The organism is Streptomyces sp. NPDC091287 (assembly GCF_044768525.1).
Classification (GTDB): domain Bacteria; phylum Actinomycetota; class Actinomycetes; order Streptomycetales; family Streptomycetaceae; genus Streptomyces.
Genome location: NZ_JBIVUV010000037.1, coordinates 1 through 17,205, shown reverse-complemented (window position 1 = coordinate 17,205; position 17,205 = coordinate 1). Strand labels below are relative to the sequence as shown.

Below are 17,205 nucleotides of genomic sequence, written 5' to 3'. Positions count from 1 at the left end.
TCTGTCTCTCAGTCGTCTTCGTTGTCGCCGAAGTCGGGGCGGACGCCGCGGGCGGCCTGGACCTCGTCGTTGGAGGTGCCCGCCGCGACCATCGGCCAGACCATGGCGTCCTCGTGGACGATGAAGTCGATCACGACGGGGCGGTCGTTGATGGAGTTGGCCTCTTCGATGACCTTGTCCAGGTCGGCCGGGTCCTCGCAGCGGATGGCGTAGCAGCCCATGGCCTCGGACAGCTTGACGAAGTCCGGGACGCGGGTGCCCTTGGCCGGGACGCCGTCCGTGTCCGCGCCGGAGTGCAGCACGGTGTTGGAGTAGCGCTGGTTGTAGAAGAGGGTCTGCCACTGGCGGACCATCCCGAGCGCGCCGTTGTTGATGACGGCGACCTTGATCGGGATGTTGTTGAGCGCGCAGGTGGTCAGTTCCTGGTTGGTCATCTGGAAGCAGCCGTCGCCGTCGATCGCCCAGACCGTGCGGTCGGGCATGCCGGCCTTCGCGCCCATCGCGGCCGGGACCGCGTAGCCCATCGTTCCGGCGCCGCCGCTGTTGAGCCAGGTGGCGGGCTGCTCGTAGTCGATGAAGTGGGAGGCCCACATCTGGTGCTGGCCGACGCCCGCCGCGAAGATCGTGCCCTCGGGGGCGAGCTTGCCGATGCGCTGGATGACCTGCTGCGGGGAGAGGCTGCCGTCCTCGGGCAGGTCGTAGCCGAGCGGGTAGGTGTCGCGCCAGCGGTTGAGGTCCTTCCACCACGCGGTGTAGTCGCCGGTGTGGCCCTCGGTGTGCTCGGCCTGGACGGCCTGGACCAGGTCGGCCAGGACCTCGCGGGCATCGCCGACGATCGGCACGTCGGCGGTGCGGTTCTTGCCGATCTCGGCCGGGTCGATGTCGGCGTGGACGATCTTGGCGTACGGGGCGAAGCTGTCCAGCTTGCCGGTGACGCGGTCGTCGAAGCGGGCTCCGAGGGCGACGATCAGGTCGGCCTTCTGCAGCGCGGTGACGGCGGTGACCGCACCGTGCATGCCCGGCATTCCCACGTGCAGCGGGTGGCTGTCGGGGAAGGATCCGAGCGCCATCAGGGTGGTGGTGACGGGCGCTCCGGTCAGCTCCGCGAGGACCTTCAGCTCGGCGGTGGCACCGGCCTTCATGACGCCGCCGCCGACGTACAGCACGGGGCGCTTGGCCTGGGTGATCAGCTTCGCGGCCTCGCGGATCTGCTTGGCGTGCGGCTTGGTCACCGGGCGGTAGCCGGGCAGGTCCTGGGTGGGCGGCCAGCTGAAGGTGGTCTTCGCCTGGAGGGCGTCCTTGGCGATGTCGACGAGGACCGGTCCGGGGCGGCCGGTGGAGGCGATGTGAAACGCCTCGGCGATGGTGTGCGGGATGTCCTCGGCCTTGGTGACCAGGAAGTTGTGCTTGGTGATCGGCATCGTGATGCCGCAGATGTCGGCTTCCTGGAAGGCGTCGGTGCCGATCGCCTTGGCGGCGACCTGGCCGGTGATCGCGACGAGCGGCACGGAGTCCATGTGCGCGTCGGCGATCGGGGTGACCAGGTTGGTGGCGCCGGGGCCCGAAGTGGCCATGCAGACGCCGACCTTGCCGGTGGCCTGCGCGTACCCGGTGGCGGCGTGGCCCGCGCCCTGCTCGTGGCGGACCAGGACGTGACGGACCCGGGTGGAGTCCATCATCGGGTCGTAGGCGGGGAGGATCGCGCCGCCGGGAATGCCGAATACCGTGTCGGCGCCGACTTCCTCGAGAGAACGGATGAGGGACTGCGCGCCCGTGACGTGCTCAACGGTGACGGACGGCTGTCCGCCGTTACGGGCACGCGGCTGCGGGTGGTGGGCCCCGGTGGCCTGCTCGGTCATCGGCATTCTCTTCTCGAAGCTGAGGGTTTTCGCGGGTGTTTTGCAGCGGTTTGAGCGGTGTCAGTGCAACAAAAAACCCCTCGTGCCGTGAGGCAAGCGAGGGGAGCGCGCCGGGTGCGGTCGCAGAGTGTCGTGGAGTGACTCTGCTTCAGCCGACGCGCTTTCCAAGTACGAGAATTCGGGTGCGCATGGCATTGACCCTCTCTCCGGCACGCATGACGTGTCAAGTGGGTGGGACGGGCGTCTCAGCATGTGATCCGGTGAGCAGGGGGATCGAGCCGCCCGCCATCACCGGCCGGGGGCTCGGGATGCCCGGTACGGGGAACTCCCCGCGGACCAGGGCGCGTCGCAGCCGGTACTCGTCGAGCGGGCCGGAGAAGGCCATCCCCTGGCCGTGGGTGCACCCCATGGCGCGCAGGGCGAGGACCTGCTCGGGGACGTCCACGCCGTCGGCGACGGACTGGAGGCCGAGGTCGCAGGCGATCCGCAGGAGACCACTGGTGATCTTGTGCAGCCTGGCCGATTCGACCACCCCCTCGACCAGGTTCCGGTCGAGCTTCAGTACGTCGATAGGGAGCCGGCGCAGCGCGTTGATCGCCGCGAAGCCGCTGCCGAAGCCGTCGAGCGCGATCCGTACGCCGAGGCGGCGCAGGGCCACGAGGCGCTGCTCCAGGGCGTCGAAGGAGACGCGCGGGTCACTGTCGGCGACCTCGATCATCAGGGCGCCCGAGGGCAGGCCGTGGCGGGTCAGCAGCGCCTCGATGGAGCCGGGGGGCGAGGCCGCCTCCAGCAGCCGCGCGGCGGAGAGCCGGACGGAGACGGCGACGGGGTGCCCGGCCCTGGCCCGGTCGGCGGCCTGGGCCACCGCCTCCTCCAGGAGCCAGCGGCCGAGCTCGGCGGTGCGGTCGTCGTCGCCGGAGACCCGGAGGAACTCGGCGGGGGTGAACAGGATGCCCTGGGCGGAACGCCAGCGGGCCTGGGCGGCGACGGCCGCGACGGACCCGCTGGCGAGGTGGACGACGGGCTGGTGGAGCAGGGCGAACTCGCCCTCGCGCAGGGCGGTGCGCAGCCGGGTGGCCAGCTCGGAGCGGCGGACGACGTCGGCCTGCATCTGCGGGGCGTACAGCTCGACCCGGTCCTTGCCGCCGGCCTTGGCGCGGTACATCGCGAGGTCCGCGTTGCGCATGAGGTCGGTGGGGCTGATGGCGGGCTCGGCGAAGGCCACGCCGATGGAGGCGGCCACCCGGACCTCGCTGGGGCCGATCCGGTAGGGCTGGGAGAGGGTGAGGCGCAGCCGGTCGGCGATCTCGTGGACCTGGTACTCCCGGGCGCCCTGGTCGCGGGTGCCGTCGCCCATGATGAGCGCGGCGAACTCGTCGCCGCCGAGCCGGGCCGCGGTGTCGCCGGCCCGGACGGAGTCCTGGAGGCGGCGGCCGGCCTGGACGAGGAGCTCGTCGCCCGCCTGGTGGCCGATGGTGTCGTTGACCGCCTTGAAGCCGTCGAGGTCGATGAAGAGGACGGCGGTGCCGGGGTCGCCAGAGCGGCGGCCGCCGAGCGCCTGGCGGACCCGGGCGGTGAACAGGGCCCGGTTGGGCAGGTCGGTGAGCGGGTCGTGCTCGGCGTTGTGCTGCAACTGGGCCTGGAGCCTGACCCGTTCGGTGACGTCCCGGCTGTTGAGGAGGAGGCCGCCCTGGTGGCGGTTGACGGTGGACTCGACGTTGAGCCAGTCGCCGGTGCCCGAGCGGAAGCGGCACTCGATGCGGGTGGTGGGCTCCTCGTGCGGCGCTGCGGCCAGGAAGCGCCGCACCTCGTGGACGAACCGGCCGAGATCCTCGGGGTGGATGATCGAGGACAGCTCGGAGCCGACGAGGCCCTCCGCCTCGCGTCCGTAGACCCCGGCGGCGGCGGGGCTGACGTAGCGCAGGGTGCCGTTGGGCGCGGCGATCATGATGACGTCGCTGGAGCCCTGCACCAGGGAGCGGAAGTGGTTCTCCTTCTGGGCCAGCTCCTGGGTGAGGGAGATGTTGTCGAGGAGCATGATGCCCTGCCGGACGACCAGCGCCAGGACGACGGTGCAGCCGGTGAAGATGACGACGCGGTCCACCCGGCGGCCGTCGACCACGTTGTACAGGATGCCCAGGGTGCAGACGGCGGCGGCGAGATACGGGGTCAGGGCGGCCAGCGAGCCGGCGATCGGGCGGCTGGCGATGGCCCGCGGGGGCCCGGGGCGGGCGGACGGCCGGGCCGCGCAACGGGCGCCCCAGGGGGCGTAGGCGAGGAGCAGCGACCCGGCGAACCAGCCGGCGTCGAGGAGTTGGCCCGAGTGGTAGGTGGAGCGCAGCAGCGGCGAGGTGAACACCGCGTCGCTCAGCACCGTGAGCGCGAGGGCGGCGATGGCGGTGTTCACCGCGGAGCGGTTCACTCCGGCCCGGCGGAAGTGCAGGGCGAGCACCATCGAGACGAGCACGATGTCGAGCAGCGGATAGGCCAGCGAGAGGGCCGCGGGCGCGACGCTGGTGTCCTGGACCCCCGCCAGGTGCGTGGTGTGCGCGAGGGCGAGGCTCCAGGCGAGCGTCAGCAGGGAGCCGCCGATCAGCCACGCGTCCAGGGCCAGGCACACCCAGCCCGCGCGGGTGACGGGCCGTTTGGCGAGCACGAGCAGTCCGACGATGGCGGGCGGCGCGAAGCAGAGGAAGAAGAGGTCGGCGAGGGAGGGTGTGGGCACGGCGACGCCGAGAATCACCTCGTACCAGCCCCAGACCGCGTTTCCGCAGGCCGCCATGAGGGAGGAGAGCGAGAACAGCAGCCAGGCGGGGCGCAGCCGGCCCCTGACCGCCCGTGCGTAGAGGAAGCAGGAGACGGCGGCGATCAGGGCCGCCGTGGCGAGACCGAAGTCCCCCATGATGACGGCGAGCTGCGGCGAGCCCCAGCCGACGGCGGCGCCCACCGAATATCCGGCGCAGACGACGCCGAGCAGGATCCGGGACCGCAGCCCCGTGGAGCCGGTGGCGGACCGCGGGGCGAGCAGGGCCCCCAGCGCGCTCACCGGAGGGCTCCCCGCCCCGGGCCCACCGGGCACGTGCTCCCCGGTGCCTGGCTCCTCGCGGGGGCCCTCCGGCACCGCTCGCTCCGACCCGGCCGCGGCGGCTTCGGCGTTGCCGGTCCGGGGCAGGAATCCGGCCATCGGCGGGTGCTGTGCTCCATCGGGGCGGGCGGCCGCAACCGTCCGCTCGTCCGCGTCGGATCGTCTCTCCATGGCCAGCACATCGCCCGTCGCCCCCTCGCGTTCCGGTGCTCCCCCCGCGCCGTCCCTTCCACGGCGCAGCCCCCCGGACCGGACGATACACCAGGTCCGTCACTCAGGGCCATAGATTCTCTACGCTCCGTGACGAAATGCGAGGTGAGCGGCACTGCGTGCATCCGAACCGCCCCGTAGCGTGGCCGCTACGGCGGGGTCAGCCGGTGGTGGTCACGACGTTGCGCACCGGCTCTCCGGCGGCGAACCGGGTGAGCTGTGCGGCCAGCAGCCGCTTGGCACGCGGTTCGAACGCCGAGGTGCTGCCGCCCACATGGGGCGTGATCAAGACATTCGGAGCATGCCAGAGAGGATGGCCCTCGGGCAGGGGTTCCGGGTCGGTCACATCGAGTGCGGCCCGCAGTCGTCCGGACTCGAGTTCGGACAGCAGGGCCTTGGTGTCGACGACTCCGCCGCGGGCGACGTTGACGAGGAGGGCTCCGTCGGGCATCGCGGCCAGGAAGTCGGCGCCCACCAGCCCCTGCGTGGACGGGTTCAGCGGAGTGGAGAGGATCACGACGTCGGCCTCGGGCAGCAGGGCGGGCAGATCATCGAGCGTGTGTACGGGGCCGCGTGCGGTGGTCCGTGCGGAGCGCGCGACGCGCGCCACCCGCGCGCACTCGAAGGGGGCGAGCCGGTCCTCGATGGCCGCGCCGATGGATCCGTACCCCACGATGAGGACGGACTTGTCGGCGAGCGCCGGGTAGAAGCCGGACCGCCACTCCTCCTTGTCCTGGCCGTGGACGAATCCCGGGAGCCCGCGCAGGGACGCGAGGATCAGGGCGAGCGTCAGCTCGGCGGTGGACGCCTCGTGCACCCCCTTGGCGTTGCAGAGGCGTACGCCGGCGGGAAGCAGTCCGAGGCCCGGCTCCACATGGTCGATGCCCGCGGAGAGGGTCTGCACCACCTGGACGGCGCTCATCGAGGCGAGCGGGCGCACCGCGACCTCGGGACCCTTCATGTAGGGAACGACGTAGTAGGCACAGTCGGCCGGGTCCCCCGGGTAGTCCGGTTCACCGTCCCAGAAGAGGTAGTTGAGGCCCTCGGGCAGGCCGTCGATCTCCTCGGCCGGGAAGGGCAGCCACACGTCGTCAGTCGTCGCAGTCATGGTCAGGAGGCTATGCGACACATGTGCGAGCGCTCCAGGGGTGCCCGGGGCCTTCGCACGAGCGGCGGTCAGCGCGGTCGCAGTCCGAGGGCCGGGCGGCTGCGTACCGCCGTCTCCGGCGGAGCCGCCCTGCCCGTCGAGGTGTCCAAGCAGTTCGACGAGGCCTTCGGCGTGGGGGTGCAGGAGGGATACGGCCTGTCCGAGACCTCGCCCGTCGCCTGCTTCAACCCGCCCGGGTTCCCGCCGCGGACCGGCTCCATCGGCCGGCCGGTGTGGGGGGTCGAGATGAGACTCGTCGACGACGCCTGGCGGACGGTCCCGGGCGACGGGCCCGGCGAGATCGCGATCCGCGGCCACAACGTCCGGCAAGATCCTCAAGCGCGAACTCACCGCGGAGGCCGGGAGCTCCGGAGACCCGCCCTGGCAGGTTGCACAAACTCCGCCGTCGGTGATTGCCGCGACTGCGCAGAGACGACCGGCGTTCGCTCCCCCAGGATGTGCGGTCAAACACCGATGTGATCCGGCCGCGTCACCCGGTTCACCTTCACGTCAGGAGTCGCCGTGTTGTGGAGAAGGAATCTGCTCGCCCCGTTGGCCGCACTCGCCCTGGTCCTGACCGCGTCGGCGGGCGCGGGCACGGCGGCGGCTTCGACGGACACGACCGTGGTCGCCGCCGCGCCCGCCGCCCCGGCCGCCGGTGACTTCGGGGCTCCCGGCCCGTACGCCACGGCGGTGGAGGTCGGGGCGGTCACCACCCTGTACTACCCGCGCGACATCGCCGACAGCGACCGCCGCCACCCGGTGATCGTGTGGGGCAACGGCACCGGCGGCGTCCCCCTCGTCTACCGGGACCTGATGCTCCACTGGGCCAGTCAGGGCTTCGTCGTCGCCGCCGCGAACACCCCCATGTCCAACCTCGGGATCTCCATGCGGGCGAGCATCGACATGCTGACCGCCAGAAACGCCGCCCCGGGCAGCGTCTTCTTCGACCGCGTCGACCTGGAGCACATCGGCGCATCGGGTCATTCGCAGGGCGGCGCGGCCGCCATCGTCGTCGGCTCGGACCCCCGCATCGACACCGTCCTGCCGATCCAGCCCGGTCCGCTGGCGAACATCAACGCGGTGCGCGTGCCCGCGCTGCTGCTGGCCGGCCAGCAGGACAGCATCGTCTTCCCCGCCCTGGTCAAGGCCTTCTACAACGCCGCCGACCACATTCCGGCCCTCTACGGCGAGGTGCGCGGGGCCGACCACTTCACGGTCGTCGGCGATCCGGGCCCGTTCGCCGCACCGACCACCGCCTGGTTCCGCGCCCACCTCATGGGCGACCGGACGGCGCACGCCCAGTTCTTCGGACCCGGCTGCGACATCTGCACCGACACCGCCACCTGGTCCGACGTCCGCCGGAACGGCCTCGCCCTGAACGTCCCCGCCGCCACTCCGTAACCCGCCCCGGCCGATCGCGGGCGCCGTGCGGGCGGCGTCCCGCTCCCCCTGTCCGCCGCTTCCCCGGTCGTCCCCCGCGACCGGGGAGGCGGCACTTCTCGTGAAAGGACCGATATGGACATCATCGCGACGACCCTCCAAGGAAAGGTGCGGGGCCGCGTCGAGGAGGGAATCGCTTCCTACCGGGGCATCCCGTACGCCGCCGCGCCCTTCGGGGTCCACCGGTTCCTCGCCCCGGCGCCCGTCGAGCCCTGGGAGGGGATACGCGACGCGCTGGAGTTCGGGCCGACCGCACCGCAACGCCCCTACCGGCCGCCCCTGGACCGGCTGATTCCCGACGTGGACATCCCCGGGGAGGAGTGCCTCAACCTCAACGTCTGGGCTCCCTGGACCGCCGGCGAACCGCTGCCCGTGCTGGTGTGGATCCACGGAGGGTCCCTGCGGAACGGCTCCGCCGCCATGCCCCTGTACGACGGCGGGGCCTTCGCGCGCGACGGTGTGGTCCTGGTCTCGATCAACTACCGGCTCGGGGTGGAGGGGTTCGGCGTCTTCCCCGACGCACCCGACAACCGGGGCCTGCTGGACCAGATCGCCGCCCTGACCTGGGTGCGGGACAACATCGCGGGATTCGGCGGGGACCCCGCGTGCGTCACGGTGTGCGGTGAGTCCGCCGGAGCCATCAGCGTCGCCGCCCTGCTGACCAGCCCGCGCGCGGCCGGGCTGTTCCACCGGGCGATCCTGCAGAGCGGGCCGCCGCACACCGTGACGCGCGACGAGGGCGCCGGGACCGTACGGGCGATGGCGAAGACGCTGCGGGTGGCCGCCACGGCCGAGGAGTTCGCCGGGGTGGACCGCGAACGACTGCTGGACGTCCAGGACGAGTTGGTCGGCAGGGCCGACCCGGTCAGCGGCGGGCCGGGCTTCCACATCGTGGTCGACGACGACGTGGTGCCGGCCGATCCTCCGCCAACCTCGGTCGACCTGCTGCTCGGCTGCAACCGGGAGGAGTACCGGTTGTGGTTCGTGCCGAGCGGAGCGCTGGACCGCGTCAACCGGCTCACGCTGCGGCTGGCCCTGCTGAAGTTCAGGATCTCCGGCCGGGTGGCACGGCTGTACCGGGCGGGGCGGCCGGACGCGAAGCCGGGGGTGATCCTCGGGGAGATGGCCACCGACCTGCTGCTGCGAGGGCCGCTCAACCGGCTCGCCGACTCCCGGCTCGCAGACCCCCGGGTCACGGACCCCCGGCCCACGGACCCCCGGATCACGGACTTCAGGCCCGTCGACGCCCGCCCCGGCGACACCCGGCCCGTCCGGACGTATTTCTACGAGTTCGCCTGGCGCTCGCCGGTCCTGGGGCTGGGCGCCTGTCATGCGCTGGAGATCGGTTTCGTCTTCGACAACCTCCGTCATGGTGCGGCGCTGTCCGGTCCTGACGCCCCTCAGCCGCTGGCCGACGTCATGCATCGGGCCTGGGTCGACTTCGCCACCTCGGGCGACCCCGGCTGGACCGCCTGGGACGCCCGTCGGCCGGTCCGGGTCTTCGACCATCCCGGCACGTCCACGGTCCTCGCGCCGCGGCAGGAGGAGCTGCGGGCTTGGCTGTAGGCCCTTCCCCGACCCCGTGAGGCGTGCGGGTCGGGGGACACCGTCAGGCGAGGTCCCTGGCGACGAGCGCCGCCTGCAACAGCCGTGCGTCGGCGGGCACGGCCGGGTCCAGCCCGGTCAGCGTGGTCACCCGGTGCAACCGGTAGTCCAGCGTGTTGCGGTGGACGCACAGCTCCGAGGCGCTCCGGCTGCGGTTGTGGCCGTGGTCGACGAACACCCGCAGTGTCTCCAGCAGGTACGGATGCCGCTCCAGCGGGTCGAGCTTGGCCGCCAGGCGCAACAGCGCGTCACCCGGGCGGGCGAGCTGGTACTCCAGGAGCACGTCGTCGAGCCGGTACAGCCCGGGCGGGCGGCCCAGCCGCTGGACGAGTTCGCGTACGCGGCCCGCCTCCTGGGCCGCCGCGGGAACGGCGGCCGGTCCGGCGGCCGGGGCCGCGGCCGCGAACACCCGGGGCCCGATGTCCTTCGCCAGCGAATCACGCAGGCCGGACAGGTCACAACCGCCCGGCAGCAGGGCGATCCCGGCGACGTGGTCCATCAGCACCGGGACGCCCGCGTGGGCCTCCAGCGACGACTGCACCAGCCGGGGCGGCGGGTTCGGCTCAAAGGACAGGGCGACCACCTCGTGGGGGCCGGCCACCGAGACCCCTGCCGCCTCCGCCGGCTCCTCGTACGGCCGACCGGCCAGCAGCGCGGTCAGCAGCGCGCGGCGTACCCGCTTGTCCTCGCTGCGGATGTCCTCCTGGGCGTTGCGGTGAGCGAGCACGACGGCGGGCATCGCCGCGTGCAGGCAGGCCAGCAGCTTGGCTCCGGCGCCGGTCAGCTCCTCGGGCTCCGCCGTCTCGGCCAGCACCTGCCACCACACCTCGGCGCCGACGAGATAGGCGGCGATCACCGCCTCCAGGGGCACGCGCTCCTCGGCCCGGCGCGCCGACCACTCGATGAGCCGGGTCAGGTCGCCCGGGCCCATCACGCCGTCCTGGCGCAGGGCGCGCAGCAGCAGTTCGTGCACGGCGGTGATCGACCGGGTCACCTCGCCCTCCAGCGTGCGGCGCGGCAACTCCCCGTAGAAGGGGACCTCCGCCTCGCAGCGAGCGACCACGGCAGCGGTGAAGTCACCACCGCGAGCAGCCATCCGTGCGTGTAGGCCGGGCATCGGCGTATCGTCACATCGCCCAAACGCTTCCGTCAATCACTCACCGAACTCCCCCGACAGGGACCTGCGTCGTGGATCGGGCGGGCGTGACCGTCCGGGTCCGGGACCGCGCTCTCGCGCCGTCTCCGGAAGAGCCGCCCGTGGACCGCGGCGGACGGGAGGGCGGAACGGCTCGTCCAGGAAAGGGTTCGGGGAGTTGGAGAGCAGGACTATCGGGGCGGCGGGGCTTGCCGTGGGCGCGGTCGGTCTCGGCTGCATGCCGATGAGCTGGGGTTACAGCGCGTCGCAGCAGCTCGGAGACCGTTCGGTGCGGACGGTGCACGCGGCACTGGACGCGGGCGTCCGGCTACTCGACACCGCGGACATGTACGGCCCGTTCACCAACGAGCTGCTGGTGGGGCGGGCGCTGAAGGGGCGCCGCCAGGAGGCGTTCGTCTCCACCAAGTGCGGGCTGCTGGTGGGCGACCAGCACATCGTCGCCAACGGCCGGCCGGGGTATGTCCGGCGGGCCTGTGACGCCTCGCTGCGGCGGCTCCAGACCGATGTGATCGACCTGTACCAGCTGCACCGGGCCGACCCCGAGGTGCCGGTGGAGGAGACCTGGGGTGCGATGGCGGAGCTGGTGACCGCGGGCAAGGTGCGCTCGCTCGGGCTGTGCGCGGTGGGGGCGCGGGCCCCGCGCCGGTCGGGTGCGGGACCGCATGAGGGAACGATCCGGCAGTTGGAGCGGATCCAGCAGGTCTTCCCGGTGAGCGCCGTCGAAGCGGAGCTGTCGGTGTGGTCGCGCGAGGCGCTGGCGGAGCTGCTGCCGTGGTGTGTGGCGCGGGGGGTCGGGCTGCTGGCGGCGATGCCGCTGGGCAGCGGCTATCTGACCGGGACGCTGAAGCCGGGCCAGGGGTTCGAGCCGGAGGATCTGCGGGCCAGGCATCCGCGGTTCACGGCGGAGGTGATGGCGGCGAACCAGCCGGTGGTGGCCGGTCTGCGGCGGGTCGCGGAGCGGCGCGGGGCGACGGTGGCCCAGGTGGCGCTGGCGTGGGTCCTGCGCCAGGGGCCGCATGTGGTGCCGGTGCCGGGGGCGAAGCGGGAGCAGTGGGCGGTGGAGAACGCCGGGGCGGCGCGGGTGGTCCTGGACGACCGGGACCTGGCGGAGATCGACGGCCTGCCCGCCGCCCGCGAGTCGTGGGACTGAGTGTCGCGGGGGCGGGCGTCGTGCGGCTGAGCGTCGCGGGGGCGGGCGTCGTGCGGCTGGGCGCAGCCGGCCGTGCGGCGGGAGAATGGGCGCATCGGGAACTCCTGGGCCGGCCGAGGTGTAGGAACAAGGTGTAGGAGCAGGTAGTCGGGCAACCGTCGAAAGGATCGGTTCCGTGCGTGGTGCTCTGTTCGGACCTGTGCAGTCCCCGGCGATGCGCAGGGGGGTGGTGGCCGTGCTGGCGTCGGCCGCGCTGCTGCTGACCGCCGGGTGTTCCGGCGACGGGGACGGGGGTTCGTCCGGGCAGCCCGCCGGTTCCCCCAGCGCCTCGGGGGGCTCCGCTGCCCCTGCCTCCCCGAGCCGGTCGGCCGGTCTGCCACCGGCGAAGGGCTCGGCGAAGGTGGTCTCGACGCTGACCGAGGGCCTGAAGTCGCCCTGGGGCCTGGCCGCGCTGCCGGGCGGTGACCTGCTGGTCTCCTCGCGCGACGAGGGCACGGTCCACCGGATCGACGGCGAGAGCGGGAAGCAGACGCTGCTGGGCTCGGTGCCCGGGGTGTCTCCGGCGGGCGAGGGCGGGCTGCTCGGGCTCGCCGTCTCCTCCACGTTCGGCGCGGACCAGTTGGTGTACGCCTACTTCACCACCACGTCCGACAACCGGATCGTCCGCATGAGTTACGACGAGAAGCGCCCGGCGGGACAGCAGCTGGGGGCCCCGGACACCATCCTTCGGGGCATCCCCAAGGGCAGCATCCACAACGGGGGCCGGATCGCCTTCGGCCCGGACAAGATGCTGTACGCGGGCACCGGCGAGACCGGGGACACCGGGCTGGCCCAGGACAAGGAGTCGCTGGCGGGGAAGATCCTGCGGATGACCCCGGACGGGGAGCCGGTGCACGGCAATCCGGAGGCGGACTCGGTGGTGTACACGTACGGGCACCGCAATGTGCAGGGACTCGCCTGGGACGAGGAGAAGCGGCTGTGGGCCGCCGAGTTCGGCCAGAACACCTGGGACGAGCTGAATCTGATCGAGCCCGGCGGGAACTACGGCTGGCCCGAGGTCGAGGGCCGGGAGGGCGAGGACGGGTTCATCGACCCGGTGGCGCAGTGGAAGACCTCCGAGGCCTCCCCCAGCGGGATCGCGTACGCGGAGGGCTCGATCTGGATGGCCGGGCTGCGCGGCGAGCGGCTCTGGCGCATTCCGCTGTCCGGCGAGAAGGCGAAGGAACCTTTGGCCGCCCCCCAGTCGTTCCTCGACGAGAAGCACGGCCGCCTGCGCACTGTGGTGAGTGCGGGGAGCGACCGCCTGTGGCTGGTCACCAGCAACACGGACGGACGGGGTACGCCGAAGCCGGGGGACGACAGGGTCCTCCAGGTGGAGGTGGAGTAGCCGTTCGCCCGCGCGGCATGTCGGAGGGAGCACGGCAGGTGTTCAATTTCTTCGAGGAACTCTTCGCCCCGGGGCGCAAGCACGTCTCCGACGAGCAGAAGCGGCTGGAGCTGAGCCGGGTGGATCTCGGCATCGGCGATCCGAACCGGGGGCCGATAGACCTGACCACGGGAAAGGTGACCGTCCGTGCTCCGGCCCCGGAACCCGCCATGGCCCCGGACGGTGCCGCCGGGCCGCGGAACGGCCGCGTGCTTCCGACCGCGCCCGAGCAGGACGCCGTCCTGGACCGGCCGAGACCCGGGAAGCCGGTGAGCGGGCCCGAGCGGCTCGCGGACCCGGAGCCCGGGGCTTAGAGGGCCGGTCCGCGCGGCCCGGTAGCGGCCCGGGCGCAGGGCTTACGCGGCCCGGTAGCGGCCCGGGCGCAGGGCTTACGCGGCCCGGCAGCGGCCCGGGCGCAGGGCTTACGCGGCCGGGTAGAGGCGGAGGCGGTGGGCGAGGGCGGCCGCCTCGCCGCGGCTGGAGACGCCGAGCTTGGCCAGGATGTTGGAGACGTGCACGCTCGCGGTCTTCGGCGAGATGAACAGCTCCTCGGCGATCCTGCGGTTGGTGTGTCCGGCCGCGACCAGCCGGTGCACGTCCTGCTCGCGCGGGGTCAGCCCGAAGGACGCCACGGCGGCGATGGCGGGGTCCTGTCCGTCGGCCGCCGTGTGCTCGGGGCTCCCTCCGGCGGGTACGGCGGTCAGGACGGCCGGGTGGACCCCGGCGTCGGGGCCGGGTGCCGTGCCGGAGCCGTCCAGGGTGATGCGGGCGCGGGCCGCCAGCTGTTCGACGGCCTCGGCGAGCGGGCGGGCGCCGAGCCGGTGCGCGGCCTCCTGGGCGCGGTGCAGCAGGGCCGTGGCGGTGGTCCGGTCGCCGGGGGCGATGAGCAGGGACTCCGCCCAGCGGCGGTGGATCTGGGCCAGTTCGTAGGGGCGGCTCAGCGGACCGAAGGCCTCGGCGGCGCGCGCCCAGTGCCCGGGGGTGTCCGTGCCGTCCGCGCGGGCCAGCTCCGCGTCGATGAGGACGCCGTGGGCCGCCCACACGGGGACGAGCATCGGGAGGTTCTTCGCGCACCGGCGGATCAGCGCGAGCAGCTCCGGGCGGTCCGGTTCGGCGGCGGGCAGCCCGCGGGCGTCCGCCTCGATCATGGCGGCGGTCTGGAGGAGCGGCAGGGCGTAGCGCCGGGTGCCGGGCGGGAAGCCGTGCCGGGCCAGTTCCCCGAACGCGTCCCGCGCCTCGGCGAGCCTGCCCTGGGCCGCGGCCAGGAGCATGGCGTGCCGGACGGGGGTGATCAGGTGGTGGGGCTGCGGATCGCGCTGGCCGAAGTGCTTGCGGGTCAGGGCGAGCAGCTCCTCGGCCTCGGCGAAGTCCCCGCGGGCTACGGCCAGTTCGGTACGGCGGAGGGTGGCGAGGCCCTTCGCCCTGGAGCCCAGCGCCAGGCGGGCGGCGGACGCGGCGGCGGCCTCGCTCTGGGTCCAGTGCCCGAGGGAGAACAGGGACTGCGACTGGTTGGCGTACACCCAGGCCCCGGAGTCGGCCAGGCCGTGGCTGTGGCAGATCCCGATGCCGTGGTCGGCGGCGGCGACGGCCTCCAGCGAGCGGCCCATCGCTTCCAGCGAGGAGGGCAGGTTGACGCTGACCCGGCCCAGCAGGTTCATCAGGTGCAGCTTCTCGGCACGGTCCCGGACCGCGTACATCTCGGCGAGGCCGTCCTCGACGCCGCCCGCGTCCGCGGTGAGCCAGCCCCGGGTGAGGCGGGCGTGCAGCTCGATGTACTCGTCGCCGACGAGTCGGGCGTACTCCACCGCGCGGTCGCTGTCGGCGAGCGCCTGCGGGCCCGGCTGGTGCAGCGCCCGCCAACTGGCCACGTTGGTCAGTACGTCGGCCTGCACCGGGGACGGCGGCAGCCCGCGCACCAGTTCCTGCGCGGTGGCCAGCTCCTCCCAGCCGTCCCCCTTGTCGAGCCCCTGCATCAGCCGGCTGCGCTGCACCCAGAACCAGGCCTCGCGCAGCGGGTCGGCCTCGGACGCCAGGACCCGCATCGCCTTCTTGGAGATGGCCAGGGCGCGTTTGCGGTCGCCGCCGAAGTGGGCGGCGACGGTGGCCTCGGCCATCACGTCCAGGTAGCGCAGCGGGGTGTTCTCCGGGTCACGGCCGGAGGCCGGGTAGACCTCCGCGTAGTCGAAGGGGCGCAGGGTGGCGAGCACCGCGTCGGGGACGTCGTCCCAGAGCTCCATCGCCCGCTCCAGCAGCCTCAGTTGCTCGGAGTAGGCGTAGCGGCGGCGGGCCTCGACGGCGGCCCGGAGCACGGCGGGCAGGGCCTTGGCGGCGTCGTGGGCGGCGTACCAGTAGCTGGCGAGGCGGGTGGCGCGTTCGTCGTCCCGGACGAGGGAGGGGTCGGCCTCCAGGGCTTCGGCGTACCGGCGGTTGACGCGGGTGCGTTCGCCGGGCAGCAGGTCGTCGCTGACCGCCTCGCGGACCAGGGAGTGCCGGAAGCGGTAGCCGTCGTTGTCGGGCGCGGGACGCAGCAGGTTGGCGCCGACGGCGGCGCGCAGGGCCTCGTCGAGGTCGACCTCGGCGAGTCCGGCGACGGTGGCCAGCAGTTCGTGTTCGACGAAGGAGCCGCCCTCGGCGACCAGCCTGGCGATGCGCTGGGCGTGCTCGGGGAGCGCCTCCACGCGGACGAGCAGGAGGTCGCGGAGCGATTCGGTCAGGCCGGAGCTGTCGCCGCAGCACTCCAGGGAGCGGGCCAGCTCCTCGACGAAGAAGGCGTTGCCGTCGGAGCGGTCGAAGATCTCGTCGACGAGTGCGGCCGCGGGGGTCTCGGCGAGGATGCCGGCGAGCTGGCGGCCGACCTCGTCGTGGCTGAACCGGTCGAGTTCGACGCGGGTGACGGTGCGCAGCCGGTCCAGCTCGGCGAGGAGCGGGCGCAGGGGGTGGCGGCGGTGGATGTCGTCGGCGCGGTAGGTGCCGACGACCATGAGGCGGCCGCTGCCCAGGGTGCGGAAGAGATAGGCGAGCAGGTGCCGGGTGGAGGCGTCCGCCCAGTGCAGGTCCTCCAGGACGAGGACGACCACGCGTTCGGCGGAGATCCGCTCCAGCAACCGTACGGTGAGTTCGAAGAGGCGGGCGATGCTGTGCTCGTCGGTCGCGTCCCGGTGGGCCTCGCCCAGTTCGGGCAGAAGTCGGGCCAGCTCGCCCTCCTGGCCGGCGCAGGCGGCGGCCATCTCCTCGGGCAGGGCCCGGCGCAGGGCGCGCAGGGCGGTGGGGAAGGGGGCGAACGGCAGTCCGTCGGCCCCGATCTCGACGCAGGACCCGACGGCGACGACGGCGTCGCGCTGTTCGGCCGCCGTGACGAACCGCTCGACCAGGCGGGTCTTGCCGACGCCGGCCTCGCCGCCGATCAGCAGTGCCTGCGGGTCGCCGGACGCGGCCCGCGCGAGCGCCTCGGTGAGCGCGGCGAACTCCTCGGCGCGCCCGATGAACACGGGGCTGACTGACCTGGTCTCCACGTCGCCGAGCATCGCATACGCGTACGAGGCGGCGGGAGGCTTTTCACCGACGGTGATCATGCTCCCGGCGCGGTCCGGGCCCGCCGTGCCCGATCCGGAGGGGCGTCGGCGGGGCCGGTGACCGGTGCGGTGGTGCGCCCGGTCCCGGACACCGTCAGGCGGCCGGGGCGAAGCGGGTGCGGTCGCCCTCCACCACCTTCCCTTCGGGATCACCGCGTCCGGAGCGGCGGGCCGCCCGGCGGACGAGGCGGGCCCGGCCGAGCTCGCGCTCGGCGTCGGCCCGGCGGATCAGCTCGGCGGAGGTGGAGCGGTAGAGCTCGTACTCGTACATGGTGTGCCCCTGGTTCCTGGTCGTGGCAGCGGACCGGCGGGGCGCCCGGCCGGTCGGCCGGGGCCCTGTGTTCGCTGTGAGTCCACTGTCGTCGGCCAGGAGGGGGCGCCGCATCGGGCGAGTTCCGCATCTTCGCGGCGGTGGGGGCCTTAGGGCCGGCCCTCGCGTGTCCGAGGGGTGGGCGGGGGCCTTAGGGAGTGTCCGCAAAGTATCGTCGTCCGCCCTCTGGGCGGGGCCCGCGGCGTCTGGTGCGTGCTCTCGCAAGGCGCCGGAGTGTCCTA

Annotated in this window: 12 protein-coding genes; 6 read left to right on the top strand and 6 right to left on the bottom strand. The window is 73.1% G+C overall.

The annotated features are described in order from the left end of the window. Positions 1-8 precede the first annotated feature (8 nt). From ACIQRW_RS37650 to ACIQRW_RS37640, 3 genes are all read right to left on the bottom strand, one after another. Positions 9-1,865 carry an acetolactate synthase large subunit gene (locus ACIQRW_RS37650; RefSeq protein WP_403769722.1) on the bottom strand — a complete coding sequence of 619 codons (1,857 nt, stop codon included), beginning with the start codon at positions 1,863-1,865 and terminating at the stop codon, positions 9-11. Between the two features lie 217 nt (positions 1,866-2,082). Further along, positions 2,083-4,905 carry a putative bifunctional diguanylate cyclase/phosphodiesterase gene (locus tag ACIQRW_RS37645; RefSeq protein ID WP_403769770.1) on the bottom strand — a complete coding sequence of 941 codons (2,823 nt, stop codon included), beginning with the start codon at positions 4,903-4,905 and terminating at the stop codon, positions 2,083-2,085. Positions 4,906-5,314: 409 nt separating this feature from the next. Further along, entirely contained in the window at positions 5,315-6,262 is a 948-nt protein-coding gene (locus tag ACIQRW_RS37640) for a 2-hydroxyacid dehydrogenase (RefSeq protein WP_403769719.1), read from the bottom strand. Positions 6,263-6,274: 12 nt separating this feature from the next. On the opposite strand from ACIQRW_RS37640, the gene ACIQRW_RS37635 reads away from it, so the two are divergent. The 3 genes from ACIQRW_RS37635 to ACIQRW_RS37625 all read left to right on the top strand — a co-directional run bounded on the left by ACIQRW_RS37635 (position 6,275) and on the right by ACIQRW_RS37625 (position 9,310). Next, entirely contained in the window at positions 6,275-6,781 is a 507-nt protein-coding gene (locus tag ACIQRW_RS37635; RefSeq protein ID WP_403769716.1) for an AMP-binding protein, read from the top strand. 42 nt (positions 6,782-6,823) lie between these two features. Then, positions 6,824-7,705, top strand: a complete 882-nt coding sequence (locus tag ACIQRW_RS37630) for an alpha/beta hydrolase family protein (RefSeq protein ID WP_403769713.1) — start codon at positions 6,824-6,826, stop codon at positions 7,703-7,705. Positions 7,706-7,819: 114 nt separating this feature from the next. Continuing rightward, a complete protein-coding gene (locus ACIQRW_RS37625) occupies positions 7,820-9,310 on the top strand; it encodes a carboxylesterase/lipase family protein (RefSeq protein ID WP_403769710.1) in 1,491 nt (496 codons plus the stop codon). Between the two features lie 43 nt (positions 9,311-9,353). On the opposite strand, the gene ACIQRW_RS37620 is transcribed toward ACIQRW_RS37625, so the two are convergent. Next, positions 9,354-10,466 (bottom strand): PucR family transcriptional regulator, encoded by a 1,113-nt coding sequence (locus ACIQRW_RS37620; RefSeq protein ID WP_403769707.1) that lies wholly within the window; start codon positions 10,464-10,466, stop codon positions 9,354-9,356. A 232-nt stretch (positions 10,467-10,698) separates the two neighbouring features. Here ACIQRW_RS37620 and ACIQRW_RS37615 point away from each other — a divergent pair, with 232 nt between their 5' ends. The 3 genes from ACIQRW_RS37615 (at position 10,699) to ACIQRW_RS37605 (ending at position 13,395) form a co-directional block, all read left to right on the top strand. Further along, positions 10,699-11,655 carry an aldo/keto reductase gene (locus ACIQRW_RS37615; protein ID WP_403769767.1) on the top strand — a complete coding sequence of 319 codons (957 nt, stop codon included), beginning with the start codon at positions 10,699-10,701 and terminating at the stop codon, positions 11,653-11,655. 175 nt (positions 11,656-11,830) lie between these two features. Then, positions 11,831-13,042: a PQQ-dependent sugar dehydrogenase gene (locus ACIQRW_RS37610; RefSeq protein WP_403769704.1), complete on the top strand. Its 1,212-nt coding sequence runs from the start codon at positions 11,831-11,833 to the stop codon at positions 13,040-13,042. Positions 13,043-13,080: 38 nt separating this feature from the next. Next, positions 13,081-13,395, top strand: coding sequence for a DUF6191 domain-containing protein (locus ACIQRW_RS37605; RefSeq protein ID WP_403769701.1), 315 nt, complete (start codon positions 13,081-13,083; stop codon positions 13,393-13,395). Between the two features lie 108 nt (positions 13,396-13,503). Here ACIQRW_RS37605 and ACIQRW_RS37600 read toward each other — a convergent pair whose 3' ends face one another. Together ACIQRW_RS37600 and ACIQRW_RS37595 are read right to left on the bottom strand one after the other, a co-directional pair. Next, on the bottom strand, positions 13,504-16,653 hold the full coding sequence (locus ACIQRW_RS37600) for an AAA family ATPase (RefSeq protein WP_403769698.1): 3,150 nt from the start codon (positions 16,651-16,653) through the stop codon (positions 13,504-13,506). A gap of 94 nt (positions 16,654-16,747) precedes the next feature. Further along, positions 16,748-16,924, bottom strand: a complete 177-nt coding sequence (locus ACIQRW_RS37595) for a hypothetical protein (protein WP_215104823.1) — start codon at positions 16,922-16,924, stop codon at positions 16,748-16,750. Positions 16,925-17,205 lie beyond the last annotated feature (281 nt).